The sequence below is a fragment of the Halomonas alkaliantarctica genome (assembly GCF_029854215.1).
GTDB lineage: Bacteria > Pseudomonadota > Gammaproteobacteria > Pseudomonadales > Halomonadaceae > Vreelandella > Vreelandella alkaliantarctica_A.
Window position 1 is genome coordinate 2,326,900 of sequence record NZ_CP122961.1, and the last position, 14,940, is coordinate 2,341,839.

Here is a 14,940-nt window from a genome sequence, read left to right on the forward strand (position 1 = left end):
TGGTAAGCCAGTCGCTCGTTAACGACCCGCTAAGGCATCTAAACCACGGGATAAATCGCGCTGAATGTCTTCCTGGCTCTCTAACCCCACCGCCACACGAATTAACCCCGGCGTAATACCGGCGGCAGCCTTCTGGTCATCGGAAAGACGGCCATGGGTGGTCGTCGCAGGGTGGGTAATGGTGGTTTTAACATCACCGAGGTTGCCCGTGATAGAGAGCATGCGGGTCGCGTCGATCACCTGCCACGCGCCCTCCTGGCCGCCTTTTACTTGAAAACCCAATACCGCGCCAAAGCCCTTTTGCTGCTGTTTGGCCAGGGCATGCTGGGGATGATCTTCCAGGCCGCTATAAAACACTTGCTCAACCGCTGGGTGAGCGTCCAGCCAGTGCGCCAGGGTCAAGGCGTTTTCACAGTGGGCATTCATACGCAGCGACAAGGTTTCCAGGCCCTTGGTGAAAATCCACGCGTTGAAGGGGCTCAGGCAAGGCCCGCAGGTGCGCACCACGCCGAAGACTTCTTCAAGCAGCGCATGACTACCTACCACGGCGCCACCGACTGCTCGGCCTTGGCCATCCAGGTACTTGGTCGCCGAGTGGATCACTAAATCGGCGCCTAATGCCAGTGGCTGCTGGAGTGCCGGAGTAAGAAAGCAGTTATCAATCGCCAATAGCGCATCGTGACGCTTTGCCAACGCTGCCAGGGCCGGAATATCAGCAATTTCTGACAGCGGGTTTGAGGGTGTTTCAGCAAACAGTAACCGCGTTTTGGGGGTAATCGCCGCTTCCCAGGCTGAAACGTTGGAAAGCTCCACATAGCGGGTAGTAATGCCAAATTTACCGAGGTACTTATCGAACAGACTAACCGTCGACCCAAATAGCGACCGGGAGGCAACTATCTCGTCCCCTGCAGAGAGTAGCGCCAGCGCGGTAGAGAGAATCGCCGACATACCCGAGCTGGTGGCCACACAGCGCTCGCCGCCTTCAAGGGCCGCCAGGCGGCGCTCAAAGGTATGTACCGTAGGATTGGTAAAGCGCGAGTAGACGTTGCCCGGCTCCTGCCCACCGAATTTACGCGCCGCTTCTGCAGCGCTTTCGTAGACAAAGCTCGAGGTCGGAAAAATAGGTTCTGAGTGCTCCTGCTCGAAGGTACGTTGATGGCCTGCCCGGATCGCCAACGTCTCTAGTGACCACTTATCCTGGTGATTGTCATCATGCATATCGCTTCTCTCCTAATCGTCCAGGTCATCGTCCTGATTATGCATATCAACCAGGGCATGGTCACCGGCGCTTTGATCCTTGGCGGAATCATTACGGCTAGCTTCCAAGGCGGCCAGGTAGGCGTCGTCGATATCACCGGTCACGTAGTTGCCGTCAAACACCGAGCAATCAAACTCCTCCATTTCAGGATTGACTTCGCGGCAAGCTGCTTTCAGATCCTCAAGGTTTTGATAGAAGATACGGTCAGCGCCAATCAAATCACCCACTTCCTCTTCGCTACGGCCATGAGCAATCAGCTCAGACGCCGCCGGCATATCGATGCCATACACGTTGGGGAAACGTACCGGCGGCGCCGCAGAGGCAAAATAGACTTTGCGTGCTCCGGCATCGCGGGCCATTTGAATGATCTGCTTGCAAGTCGTGCCGCGCACAATAGAGTCGTCCACCAGCAGGACATTTTTGCCTTTAAACTCAACGTCTATAGCGTTGAGCTTTTGGCGTACCGATTTTTTACGCTGGGTCTGCCCTGGCATAATAAAGGTACGGCCAATATAGCGGTTCTTCATGAATCCTTCGCGGTAGGTCACCCCGAGGTGCTGCGCCATTTCAAGGGCTGAGGTGCGCGACGTATCAGGGATCGGGATTACCACGTCGATATCGTGATCCGGCCACTCATTAAGGATACGGTCACCCAGCTTGCGACCCATTTGCATCCGGGTGCCGTAAACATAGGCGCCGTCCAGCAGCGAATCGGGACGCGCCAGGTAAACGTGTTCAAAAATACACGAACGTAGCTCGGGGCGGTCAGCACATACCTGGGTGTGAATATTGCCTTCAATATCGACGAAAATGGCTTCGCCAGGCGACAAGTCACGCTCAAGTTCAAAACCGCCCACATCCAAGGCGACGGATTCAGAGGCGATCATCACCGCCTGCCCGTTCTCCTCTTCGCGGGTACCAAACACCACGGGGCGAATACCGAAGGGGTCGCGGAATGCCACCATGCCGAAACCGTTAATAATCGCGACAGCGGCATAACCGCCCTTACAGCGACGGTGAACACGACGCACGGCGTCGAAGATATCTTCCGCTTCCAGGTGCAAACCCTGCTTGCCCAGCTCGTGAGCAAAGACGTTGAGCAGCACTTCAGAATCAGAGCTGGTATTGATATGACGCAAATCGGTAGAGAACAGCTCCTGCTTCAACTGCTCTGAGTTGGTCAGGTTGCCGTTATGCGCCAGCGCAATACCGTAAGGAGAGTTAACGTAGAACGGCTGTGACTCGGCTTCACTTGAAGAGCCTGCCGTCGGGTAACGCACGTGACCAATACCTAGGTTACCTTTTAGGCGGGCCATATGGCGGGTGTGAAATACATCACGTACCAAGCCGTTACTCTTGCGCAGTAGGAAGCGTCCCTCGCTCCATGTCATCATGCCTGCAGCGTCCTGGCCACGATGCTGAAGTACGGTCAGGGCATCATAGATTCCCTGATTTACCGCCTGCTTGCCCAGAAGGCCCACTATACCGCACATTCACGTTACCTCGCTTAATGCCATGGCGTGCCTAAGTCACATACTTAGGCAAGCCCGAACGTTCGTAGAATCAACTTCAGTAACAGGTCAATCACCTGTCGGGATTACCTCACGCTCCGCCGCACCCGGCAGACGCAGTTCAGGTAGAGAGATGTCGCGCAGCGACGATGGCGCCTCTGGTAGCTCGCGATCCCACTGATCTAACTGGCTCACCGCCCAATCGCGCAGTTGAATAAAGGTTGGGCGCAGTTCCGCTTGTTGCCACGCCTGCAGCTCCGCCAGCGGGGTGAGGGTAATCAGCACGGTCGCAATAAGCAGAATAACCGCTCCACGGGCAACGCCGAAAGCGGCCCCCGCCACGCGGTTCAAAAGCCCCATGCCCACCCATTCAATCGCCGCATGCACCAAGCGAATCACTATGCCGCAAAGCAAAATAACGGCAAAAATCACCAGTATAAAAGCAAGTACCAAGCGGGCATCAAAGCTATCGATAAACCCGCTCATCAGTTCAGCCACCGGTTCGGCGAGCACTCGGGCCACCATTAAGGCAACCACCCAAGCGGCCAAACCCAACGCTTCGCGAACAAACCCTCTTACGAAACCGGCTAGCATCGACAGTGCCAGCACGGCCAAGAACACCGCATCAATCCAAGTTAACGCCATGGGTTAGTCTCTTACCCGCACAAGAAGGCCCTGCACATTGGCTCGCTCTTTAATCGAAGACATGGCGGACTCACCGTCCTCAGAAGTGGCATAAGGACCCACAAAGACGGTGGTCATATTATTATCGCGCTCACGCTGATAAACAGTAAAACCTTGTCCCGAAAGCTGTTCGCTAAGGCGCCGCGCATTTGCCGGCTCTCCGAAACTGCCCACTTGCACTGCCCACTCACCCTGAGCGCTCGCCGGCGGGCTGGATGCGCTAGATGAAGAACTTTGCGAAGAACTTTGCGACTCGCTTTGTGACGAGGCTTCAGCGTTGCTTTGAACGCTGCCACTATTGCTGGCAATTAAATCAGCGATAGGGTCGCTATTTGTTGCCGGGGCTTCTGAACTGGAAGGTGACTGATTAGAAGCTTCGATTTGATCGGTTTCCGGCAACCGCGGATCGACGTCAATAGGTATCTCTCCGTCGTCACCCTCTCCACTGGGAGTCGACGATAACGACGGCTCACCAATAGTAGAAGGTCTTTCCGGCGCTGGGACGTCCCGACGCTCCACTTCAACCGGCTGCTCAATCACAAAGCTCGGCTGGGGACGCTCTTCTCTAGGCGCAGGGTCACTCATTAGCCACGGCACAAAGATCGCCAGTAGCGCGAGTAGAATCACAATACCGCTAATGCGTTCCGTTTTACCGTATTTCATTTCCGTCTCCATCAAGCGACGCAGCGCCTGTTGGCAGTGGCCGAGCTAACAGCGCCGCTACTGTAAAGAACGACCCGGTGGCCAAGACACGATCATTGGGCGTTAACACGTTAGCGAGCCAATCGACGCCGGCTTGCGGCGAATCAGCGCTAAAATGCACCCGCCCTCCCTGAGCTATAATACGTTGCGACAACTCGCTTGCCTGGCAACCTCGCTCCCCGATCAGCGAGACGCATACCCAATCATTAATCCGGGACGCTAACGCCTGTATGACACCGTCAATATCCTTATCATTCAACATGCCGATCAGGCCCCACTGCCGGCCTCCTTTCGGCGGTCGCGGCAAATGGCCAACGACATACTCTGCAGCATGCGGATTATGCCCCACATCCAGGCACCAAGGCCCAATCCATTGCAGCCGCCCTGGCAACTGCACCGAACCAAGCGCTGCTTGGACACGGGACTTTTCTAACTCAAGCCCGGCAAGCACGAGCGACTGCAAAGCGGTGGCAGCGTTATCAATAGGCAACCCAGGATCAGGCAGCTCGTTAATAACAACGCTTTGACCATCTGAATGTAGCCCCTGCCAGCGCCACCGAGAAGCCTGACCGTCCATAGCCTGATGGGCAAATTGCTGGCCCAAACTGAACGTAGGTGCCGCCAGCACCTGAGCACATTCAGCCACACTGGAAGGTAACGTTTGACTACCTAACACGGCGGGTCGATTGGCCCGAAAAATACCGGCTTTTTCACGCCCAATCTGGGCTAAATCGGTACCCAGAAAGTTATCGTGATCCTGAGCGATGGTGGTAACAATGGCCACATCTGCGTCAACGATATTGACCGCATCAAGTCGACCACCCAGACCTACTTCAAGTACCACAAGATCAAGCTCTGCATTGGCCAAGCACCACAGGCCGCACAGCGTGCCCGCTTCAAAATAGGTCAGGCTAATTTCACTACCCTGCAATCGCGCGCGCTCAACCTGCTCAAAACCTTGCACTAGCAGTTGATCGTCGGCTTCCTGACCATCTATTTTAACGCGTTCGTTGTAGCGTAATAAATGGGGAGAAGTGTAGGTACCCACACGCCAACCATGGGCACGGGCAACGCTATCAATCATGGCAAGGGTCGAGCCCTTGCCATTAGTACCTGCCACCGTAATAACGCAGGAGGCGATGGGGTTGGAAAGCAGCCCCATACGTTTTGCCACCTTAGAGACACGCTCCAGGCCCATATCGATCCCGACCGGGTGGAGCGTTTCCAAGTGCTGCAGCCACTGTTGTAGCGAACGCGGCTGTATAGGGTGTGGCGCTAGAGAGTCAGGCATTGCGTGAATGATCATCACTCTTAGCGGAAGTAGTATCCTTCTTCGGCTCTTCGACCTTGTCAAAAGTGACGTTAGCAGTGTCCGCTAAGGTAGCTTCTTCGACAATCGGCTCGACAACATCGGCATCATCAGGATTGATCGAACTCGCCGGAGTCACTTCGTGATGCGTTAACTTACGCAGCACGCTACCCACGCGGGCACGCATTTCATGGCGATGGACGATCATGTCGACGGTTCCATGCTCAAGCAGAAACTCGCTGCGCTGGAACCCTTCTGGCAAGGTTTCACGCACCGTTTGCTCAATAACCCGCGGGCCAGCGAAACCAATCAAGGCATTGGGTTCGGCAATATTCAAATCACCCAGCATCGCTAACGAGGCTGAAACACCGCCAAAGACGGGGTCTGTAAGCACAGAAATATACGGCACACCGGCTTGTTTGAGCTTTTCAAGCGCCGCGGACGTTTTAGCCATCTGCATCAACGAGAAGAGCGCTTCCTGCATGCGCGCACCACCGGAAGCGGCAAAGCACACCAGCGGAATGTTCTCTTCCAGCGCCAAGGTAGCTGCGCGAACAAATTTCTCGCCGACCACTGCCCCCATTGAACCGCCCATAAAGGTGAACTCAAAGGCAACGGCAACTACCGGCAGACCATCCAGCTCACCGCGCATCGATACTAGCGCATCTTTCTCGCCGGTATCTTTTTGCGCCGCGGCCAGGCGGTCTTTGTATTTTTTAGAGTCACGAAACTTCAACCGATCATTGGGTTCGATTTCCGCCGCGATCTCTTCGCGTCCTGCTTTATCCAAGAACCAGTCCAAGCGTTTGCGTGCCGTCAAGCGCAGATGGTGATCGCACTTAGGGCATACGCTGTTATGTTTCTCTAGCTCGGGGAGGTAGAGAACCGCTTCGCACTTGGGACATTTACGCCAGAGGCCGTCGGGAACGCTAGCGCGACGGTCTTTACGCTGGATGCGACCCATTGAGGGTACGATCTTGTCTAACCAGCTCATATCAAAAAGGCTTCCGTTATACGTCAATGCCTGGAAAACCAGGCTTGATGAGTGTCGTGAATCTAATCAGTATTATAGGCGATAAAGCATTTTGCCTTAGGCATCCATCGCCGTACGCATCTCTGCTAATACACTTTTCAACTGGCCCGCAATGGTTTCTGGTGCATCGACACTTTCAGCGATGCGATTAACCAAAGCGCTACCTACAATCACACCGTCGGCGACTTTAGCTACTTCAGCAGCCGTCACACCATCGCGGATACCGAAACCAACACATAGCGGCAAATCGGTCATCCCCCGCAGCGGCGCCAAGTGCTCGGCCACATCGTCTGCGTTCAGGGTGGCGGCACCGGTCACGCCTTTCAGCGAAACGTAGTAGAGGTAGCCCTCGCCATGGGCGCATATTGTAGCGGCACGCTCGTTAGAAGTGGTAGGCGCAACGAGAAAAATCGCCGCTAAATCCCGCGATTTCAGCAGAGGGCCAATTTCTTCGGCCTCTTCAGGCGGCATATCCACAATTAACACACCGTCAACGCCCACGCTGGCGGCTTGATCGGCAAAATTTTCGTAGCCGATACGCTCAATGGGATTCAAGTAGCCCATTAACACAACCGGTGTCGAGGTGTCGGTTTGGCGGAACTCTTTGACCATCTGCATAAGGTCGACCAGCCGTGTGCCTTGCTTTAACGCACGCTCACAGGCTTTTTGAATGACCGGACCATCCGCCATGGGGTCGGAAAAAGGCACGCCTAGCTCAATCACATCAGCACCTGCTTCCACCAGGGCATGCATAAACCCCACGGTGTACTGCGGCGCTGGATCACCTGCGGTGATGTAAGGGATCAGGGCCTTGCGACCCTGCTGCTTAAGTTCACTGAAACGCTGATCAATACGGTTCATGCTCGCCCTTAGAAAAAGCTGACCTTAAAATTCGATGCCATCAATCTTAGCAACGGTCATGATGTCTTTGTCGCCACGCCCGGAGAGGTTAACCACGATATGCTGGTCAGGACGCATGGTAGGCGCCAATACCTTGGCATGGGCCAACGCATGGGCCGACTCAAGGGCAGGCATAATACCTTCCATATGGGTCAGCTCGCGAAACGCCTCGAGCACTTCTTTATCGTTAGCCGCCACATAAGAAACCCGCCCTACGTCTTTCCACAGCGCGTGTTCTGGGCCTACACCCGGGTAATCCAGGCCGGCTGAAATGGAGTGCGTATCAGATACCTGGCCGGCTTCATCTGACATCAAATAGGTGCGGTTACCGTGCAGCACGCCGCGCGGCGCATTGGAGGCCAGTGGTGCCGCGTGACGGCCGGTTTCAACGCCATCGCCACCGGCTTCAACGCCATACATGGCCACGTCGTCATCTTCCACAAAGGGGTAGAACAGACCCAAGGCGTTAGAGCCACCGCCCACACAGGCGATCAGTGCGTCTGGTAGACGGCCGATTTGCTCCAGCGACTGGCGGCGCGCTTCACGCCCTACCACGGCGTTGAAATCGCGCACCAGCAGCGGATAAGGGTGCGGACCGGCCACGGTACCGATGATATAAAAAGTGTTATCAACGTTGGTGACCCAGTCACGCAGCGCTTCGTTCATGGCGTCTTTGAGGGTACGGGTACCGGACTCTACTGGAATGACCCGTGCGCCCAGTAGGCGCATACGGTACACGTTCAGCTTTTGGCGCTGAACATCTTCAGCGCCCATATAAACGTCGCACTCAAGCCCTAGGCGAGCGGCCACGGTCGCCGAAGCAACGCCATGCTGGCCCGCCCCGGTCTCAGCGATAATACGTGGTTTGCCGGTTTTTTTGGCCAGCAGTGCCTGACCAATGGTGTTGTTTACCTTGTGGGCGCCGGTGTGGTTCAAATCTTCGCGCTTCAACCAAATCTGTGCGCCCCCAAGACTCGCCGACCAACGTTTGGCGTGGTACAGCGGTGACGGACGACCCACGTAGTGGGCAAGATCGTAGTCAAACTCGGCCTGGAAGTCGGGATCATCACGCAGGCTTAAGTAGGTTTTCTCCAACTCTTCCAACGCAAAGCTCAGTGTCTCTGACACAAACCGACCGCCGTAAGGGCCAAAATGACCGCGGGCATCCGGCATTCGGGTCAGATCGCTGAACTTGGTTTTTGGTGCAGGCGTCGCAGAAACAGTCACAGGGATACCTCACAAGATCGCCAGAACAGGCAAACAATAAATGAACGTCGTAAACACGTAGCTCGATAAAATACCTATAAGCAATACGTATAAATTACACACAAACTAGTCGCACATAAACTTATGCGGCGAACGCTAACGGATGTCGGCCAACGCCACGTGACGGACGAAAGATGCCATCTTGTCAGCATCTTTACAGCCGTGGGAGGCTTCAATACCGCCCGACACATCTACGGCGTAAGGCGCTACCTGACGCACAGCATCAGCAATGTTATCAGCACTCAACCCACCGGCGAGGATAACAGGTTTTGCAAGATTTGCGGGGATTCTCGACCAATCAAAGGTCTCCCCCGTGCCACCCGGTGTTCCTGGTCGATAGGCGTCAAGCAGCAGCGCCTGGGCGTGATGATAGCGCTCTGCCTCATGAACGAGATCTATCTGATCCCGCATGCGCAACGCTTTCATCCAGGGTAACGAAAAGCGCTGGCACTCATCGGGCGTTTCATTGCCATGAAACTGAAGCATATCGAGGTAGGGCGAGCACTGCTCAATGAGCTCAGTAGGCTGGTCGACAAACAGTCCCACGCGGGTAACGAATGCGGGCACGCGGGCAGAGAGCGCCGCTAGTTGTTCAACACTCACACTGCGCGCACTTTTGGGCCACATTACAAAACCCAATGCGTCCACGCCCAGCGCCACTGCGCGGTCAATATCCTCAGCACGGGTAAAACCACAGAACTTAATGCGGGTGCGGGTTAGCGGAGCAGACCTCATGACTACGCCTCCTGTTCAGGGGTAGCTGCCGGGTTACGCAGCGAGCGATTGCGCCGATAGGCCACCCGGGGCGTATCAGGAAGCTCGCGCTCTCCTGTCCACTCTCCGGTAAACGAGAGCAGATGCGGCCCCAACGGCTCTTTAGGCAAATCAAAGCGCTCATCGTAAACCGAATCGACAAAATGCAGCCCGCAGGCGGGAGCCGTAACATCCCCTTTACGACGGTTTTTAAGCGCTAAGAGTTCACCAATATAAGCTTCCTCCTGGGCACCGCGCCCTACGCTCACTAACGCTCCGGCAATGTTGCGAATCATATGGTGTAAGAACGCATTGCCTTGAATATCGATCATCACCAACTGGCCGTAGCGCTTTACGTCCACAAAGTGCATATGCCGCCAGGGGGTTTTGGACTGACAGCCCGCGGCACGGAAACTGGAAAAATCGTGCTCCCCGACCAGCGCTTGGGCGGCCCGGTGCATGGCATCGGCGTCTAAGGGGTCGCGGCACCAGGTCACATTGGCCCGCTCCAATACCGGGCGGCTGATCTGATTCAGCAGCACATAGCGGTAGCGGCGCCCCAAGGCGCATAGGCGTGAATGAAAGTCATCGCCCACTGGTTTCACCCAGCGCACGGCTATGTCGCGGGGTAAATGGGTGTTAGCGCCAAAAATCCAGGCTTTTTCTGAACGCCCTACCGGCGGGTCAAAATGCACGATCTGACGGGTTGCATGCACTCCCGAATCGGTGCGCCCACTGGCACTCACCCGGATGGGTTCATTGGCCACTTTGGATAGCGCATCCTCTAACGACGCCTGAACCGATGCGGCGTGGTTTAAGCGCTGAAAGCCGCAGTAGCGGGTACCGTCGTACTCGATACCCATTGCCAAGCGGCCGGTAAGCGGAGTTTTCTCATCGAAGTGATAGAACAGCGTCATCAAGCCACATCATTTTGAAGATTTTGAAGGATCGCTATTATCCAGGCCTCGCGGCTTGAATGCTACCTCTTCAATTTCCCATTCATCTTCAATAGGTCTACGCGACTGTTTCGCGGCTGGTACCGGATCGACAACCGTCTCCCTGGAGAACTCTACCGTGGGCTGCATGGGGGTTTCGGTACGCAGCCCGCTCTGGCTGTTTGAAGCGCTGCTTAATGTGCTGTTTAAAATCGGCGGGTGGTAATCGATAAAGCGATGGCCGGGATCCTCTGCTGTTTCAGAAGGGTTGTCGGTTTGCTGCACATGAGCATTAGCCGCCGCAGGCTCAGTAGCAGGCACACCGGTACCGAGAGAAGCCAGCAGTTGGCTCATGGGCATAGAACTCGGCGGCGGTGCTAAACCGACATTGTCAGAACTGTCATTGGAAACAACGTGTAGCCCCAGCCGCCGCTGACGTCCCTGCTCTACTAGCCCCGATGCCTGGCTATTTTCAAAGCGAAGAGGTTTATCTTGCGATGGCGCCTGGCCTTGATCGTCGACTAGCCACTGATCAGTATCTACTGTTGGGGCGGGGTTATTAATGGTAGGTACTTCGCTCTCAACCTTGGGCTCGGATTCGGTATCTAGCTCAACTTCAGACTCGTTTTGAGGTGCTGTCGATTGGCCACTGTCATTATGAGGCTTTTCAACGTCACCCTCATTGGTATGCGCTGGGTAAGTGACAGGAACAGCCTCCGGCATAGGCGTTGCCTTGGGCGCTGCGCTAGGCGAAACCGTTGGACTAACGACAGGTTCAGCGAGCGGGACATCTTCCCAAGTCTCTTCACGGCGCTTACGTAGCCATACCAACAACGCCAACAGCATTGCGATGGCAGCCAACGCCAAAGGCCACTGGTAGCGCTCAATTAAGGCAGCCACATCTGGGCTATCCGTTTCGTCCATGCTGGCAACGAGTGGCGCTGGAGTTTGCTCTTGAGCAGCCAACGCATCGCTTAGCGCTTGAGTCAGCGAGGCAACTTCGCCACGCAGCTCGTTGAGTTCTGCGCGCATCAACTCACGCTCTTCAAGTACCTGCTGAAGCGTCGCTTGGCTTAGGCGTAGTTGCTCTGTTAGCTCTGCACGGGTTAACGCTTCAGGCTCATTGACACCCTCTTCAATCGCGACTTGATCGACTGCTTCTGGCACGACTGATTCTGAACCACCAGCGGCGAGCGCGCTATCCGGATTGCTTGGCTCGTTAGCCTGAAGCGCTTGGGCGGCGGCTATGGAGGTATCAGAAACGGGCGCGACGGCGTCAACCTCCGGTAGCGCCACTGTTTGCAAAGAGCCATTGCGGCGATTCCGCCAAGCGTCATTCATCGCTTTGATAGCAGCGTCGGCATCGTCGTGAGAGCGCGCCAAAATGCGCTCAGCGCCAGGTACGCTTAGCGTTTGCCCTGCACGCATGTCATTTATATTGCCTGATGAAAAGGCGTTAGGGTTGGCCTCCAGCAGCGCCATCATCATCTGCTGTACGCTCACCTCGTCGGGTTTAATACGCTCGGCAACGCCCCATAGCGTATCGCCATTGCCTACATAGGCACTAGACGGCGGAGTTGATCTAGACTGAACAACCGGGGGCGTAGTGGCATTGCTTGCCGCTGGCGGGCTGGGGACAACATTTTGAGCCAGCGCTTGATTCTGAGAGTAGCCTTGGGGATCAAACAGTAATGTTATGTCGCGAAACTGTTGCCCGCCTGGAAATTCAACCGTCAACAGCAAATCCAGCCAGGGTTCTTGCACCGTTTGTTCAGAACGTAAACGCACCTGCCACTGCCCCTGGTGCTCGACAACCTGAGCGCGTACATTGGCGGCTAAAGGCGTCCATTCAAGGCCTGCTGCGGCAAACGCTGACTGCTCGGCAACACTGACACGGATATCGTCAAGGGCGTAATCACTGCTTTCGAGTAGAGGGATCGAAGCATCTAAAGGCGCATTCAGGTATGAGCTGACACTCGCCTGCCCCAAGCTAACGGCGAGCGCTATAGGACTCACTGCACTCAACGAGAGCCATGTAATCCATGTCAGTGTTTTTTTCATGAATGTTCCCTGATCGCTTACTTACTTTTTTACTATTCATGCAAGCTTATTGTATTACGTCTGTTTTATCATAACTTAACGAAATAACGCTGTTTTGCCCACTACCGTGATAGATAGCAACGTAAAAAAACGGGAAGCTGCGAACAGCTTCCCGTTTCCGACTGGCGTACAACAACAGATAATTACTGTTCGCGTAGAATCTTCAGCATACGCTTAAGCGGCTCTGCTGCGCCCCACAGCAACTGGTCACCCACGCTAAATGCTGAGAGGTATTCACCGCCCATTTGCATCTTACGCAGGCGGCCAACCGGCACTTGCAGCGTGCCAGTGGCAGCTGCAGGCGTTAAGCCAGCAATGGTGGCGTCTTTATCGTTAGGAATCAGCTTTACCCACTCGTTGTGCTTGGCGATGCGATCTTCGATCTCATCCAGCGGCACATCGTGCTTCAGTTTGATAGTGAACGCTTGGCTGTGCGAACGCATCGCGCCGATACGCACACACAGGCCATCGATGGGAATCGGGTTGTTGTCGAGGCCAAGAATCTTGTTGGTCTCAACGCTGCCCTTCCACTCTTCGCGGCTCTGGCCGTTGTCCAGCTTGGTATCGATCCACGGCAGCAGGCTACCCGCCAATGGTGCGGCAAAGTTTTCGGTCGGGAAGCTACCGCTGCGCATGGCAGCCGTTACTTTACGATCGATATCCAGAATCGCACTGGACGTATCCTTCAGCTCCTCACCAACGCTGTCGTGCAGTTGACCCATTTGGTTCAACAGCTCGCGCATGTGCTTGGCACCGGAGCCTGAGGCCGCTTGGTAGGTCATGGAGGTCATCCATTCCACCATATCGGCTTCGAACAAACCGCCCAAGCCCATCAACATCAGGCTCACGGTGCAGTTGCCGCCCACAAAGGTTTTGGCGCCTTTAGCTAGCTGGTCGTCGATCACCTTGCGGTTGACCGGGTCTAGCACGATCGTCGCTTCATCTTCCATACGCAGGGTGCTGGCGGCGTCAACCCAGTAGCCTTTCCAGCCTGCGTTACGCAGATCTTTATAGACGGGTTTGGTGTAGTCACCGCCCTGGCAGGTCACGATGACATCCAGCGCTTTGAGCGCTTCAATATCAAAGGCGTCTTTAAGCGGAGGCACATCTACACCGATATCGGGGCCGGGCTGGCCAACCTGGGAGGTGGTGAAGAACACCGGCTCAATGCCGTTAAAATCACCATCTTCCAGCATGCGCTGCATTAATACAGAGCCCACCATGCCGCGCCATCCCACGAAACCGACTTTCAACATATGAAGTCCTCCTGCAAAGAATGAGTCTTGGTATTATACACAATTCTTTACTCTGATTTTTTGAAGCTACTGTTACTGTTTAGCAAACGCTGCCAATACCGCATCGCCCATGGCATCGGTGCCAATGGTTTGCATACCGGTAGATGCGATATCCGCGGTACGAAGGCCATCGTCCAGCACGCTGCCCACAGCGGCTTCAATACGCTCCGCCAGAGCATTTTCATTCAGCGAGTAGCGCAGCATCATGGCCACTGAGAGCATCATGGCTAATGGATTCGCTACGTTCTGACCAGCGATATCAGGCGCGCTGCCGTGGCATGGCTCGTACATGCCTTGACCGCTTTCGTTAAGCGACGCAGAAGGCAGCATACCGATAGACCCGGTAAGCATCGCGGCAGCGTCAGAGAGAATATCGCCAAACATATTGCCGGTGACCACTACGTCAAACTGCTTGGGTGCGCGCACCAACTGCATGGCGGCGTTATCGACGTACATATGGGAAAGCTCAACGTCCGGGTATTCGGGCGCTAAACGCTCCATCACTTCACGCCACAAGATGGTGACTTCCAGTACGTTAGCTTTGTCCACTGAACAGAGCTTCTTGCCGCGCTTTTGGGCCATCTCGAATGCGACACGACCAATGCGCTCAATTTCGCTTTCAGAATAGATATAGGTGTTAAAGCCGACCCTTTCGCCGTTGCGTACTTCAATGCCACGGGGCTGGCCGAAGTAAATGCCGCCAGTGAGCTCGCGGACGATCATAATATCCAGCCCGGCAACTAATTCAGGTTTGAGGCTGGAGGCGCTGGCCAACTGCGGGTAAAGCATCGCTGGGCGCAGGTTGCCGAATAACCCCAGATTTTTGCGCAGGCCCAGCAGCCCTTTTTCAGGGCGCTTGGAGAGGTCTTCGATTTTGTCCCACTTGGGGCCGCCCACTGCGCCCAATAAAATCGCACTGGCTGCTTTGGCTTTTGCGAGGGTTTCTGCGGGCAGTGGCTCGCCATGAACATCGTAAGCGGAGCCACCCACCAAGCCCTCTTCTACTTCAATATCCAGGCCCGCTTCTTGGCAAGCTTTCAACAAGCGTGCCGCCTGAGCAGCAATCTCGGGGCCAATACCGTCACCCGGCAGCAGTAGTACCTTATGAGTCATGCTAAATCCTTAACGTGTTATCGAGCGACTTTGGCCGCTTTGCACGTTGCAATGGGGTTACAACGCGCTATCAAACTTACT

13 protein-coding genes are annotated in these 14,940 nt (G+C 55.2%); all 13 read right to left on the reverse strand.

What is annotated here, in order from left to right:
* Positions 1-18: 18 nt before the first annotated feature.
* Positions 19-1,218 (reverse strand): O-succinylhomoserine sulfhydrylase, encoded by a 1,200-nt coding sequence (locus tag QEN58_RS10665; RefSeq protein ID WP_280103650.1) that lies wholly within the window; start codon positions 1,216-1,218, stop codon positions 19-21.
* A gap of 12 nt (positions 1,219-1,230) precedes the next feature.
* On the reverse strand, positions 1,231-2,751 hold the full coding sequence (gene purF, locus QEN58_RS10670) for an amidophosphoribosyltransferase (protein ID WP_009286952.1): 1,521 nt from the start codon (positions 2,749-2,751) through the stop codon (positions 1,231-1,233).
* Positions 2,752-2,838: 87 nt separating this feature from the next.
* On the reverse strand, positions 2,839-3,414 hold the full coding sequence (locus QEN58_RS10675; protein ID WP_071693433.1) for a CvpA family protein: 576 nt from the start codon (positions 3,412-3,414) through the stop codon (positions 2,839-2,841).
* A 3-nt stretch (positions 3,415-3,417) separates the two neighbouring features.
* Positions 3,418-4,116: an SPOR domain-containing protein gene (locus QEN58_RS10680; RefSeq protein ID WP_280103651.1), complete on the reverse strand. Its 699-nt coding sequence runs from the start codon at positions 4,114-4,116 to the stop codon at positions 3,418-3,420.
* On the reverse strand, positions 4,103-5,446 hold the full coding sequence (gene folC / locus QEN58_RS10685) for a bifunctional tetrahydrofolate synthase/dihydrofolate synthase (RefSeq protein ID WP_280103652.1): 1,344 nt from the start codon (positions 5,444-5,446) through the stop codon (positions 4,103-4,105). Before folC ends, QEN58_RS10680 begins: the two co-directional genes overlap by 14 nt.
* Positions 5,439-6,458, reverse strand: coding sequence for an acetyl-CoA carboxylase, carboxyltransferase subunit beta (gene accD / locus QEN58_RS10690; RefSeq protein WP_280103653.1), 1,020 nt, complete (start codon positions 6,456-6,458; stop codon positions 5,439-5,441). Before accD ends, folC begins: the two co-directional genes overlap by 8 nt.
* A gap of 96 nt (positions 6,459-6,554) precedes the next feature.
* Positions 6,555-7,358 (reverse strand): tryptophan synthase subunit alpha, encoded by an 804-nt coding sequence (trpA, locus tag QEN58_RS10695; RefSeq protein WP_280103654.1) that lies wholly within the window; start codon positions 7,356-7,358, stop codon positions 6,555-6,557.
* Between the two features lie 24 nt (positions 7,359-7,382).
* Positions 7,383-8,570: a tryptophan synthase subunit beta gene (trpB, locus tag QEN58_RS10700; RefSeq protein ID WP_171051224.1), complete on the reverse strand. Its 1,188-nt coding sequence runs from the start codon at positions 8,568-8,570 to the stop codon at positions 7,383-7,385.
* Positions 8,571-8,759: 189 nt separating this feature from the next.
* Positions 8,760-9,398 (reverse strand): phosphoribosylanthranilate isomerase, encoded by a 639-nt coding sequence (locus QEN58_RS10705; RefSeq protein ID WP_280103655.1) that lies wholly within the window; start codon positions 9,396-9,398, stop codon positions 8,760-8,762.
* Between the two features lie 2 nt (positions 9,399-9,400).
* On the reverse strand, positions 9,401-10,333 hold the full coding sequence (gene truA, locus QEN58_RS10710; RefSeq protein WP_280103656.1) for a tRNA pseudouridine(38-40) synthase TruA: 933 nt from the start codon (positions 10,331-10,333) through the stop codon (positions 9,401-9,403).
* Positions 10,334-10,342: 9 nt separating this feature from the next.
* Positions 10,343-12,412, reverse strand: coding sequence for a type IV pilus assembly protein FimV (locus QEN58_RS10715; RefSeq protein WP_280103657.1), 2,070 nt, complete (start codon positions 12,410-12,412; stop codon positions 10,343-10,345).
* A 182-nt stretch (positions 12,413-12,594) separates the two neighbouring features.
* A complete protein-coding gene (gene asd, locus QEN58_RS10720) occupies positions 12,595-13,707 on the reverse strand; it encodes an aspartate-semialdehyde dehydrogenase (RefSeq protein WP_280103658.1) in 1,113 nt (370 codons plus the stop codon).
* 72 nt (positions 13,708-13,779) lie between these two features.
* Positions 13,780-14,859, reverse strand: a complete 1,080-nt coding sequence (gene leuB / locus QEN58_RS10725) for a 3-isopropylmalate dehydrogenase (protein WP_280103659.1) — start codon at positions 14,857-14,859, stop codon at positions 13,780-13,782.
* Positions 14,860-14,940: the final 81 nt, after the last annotated feature.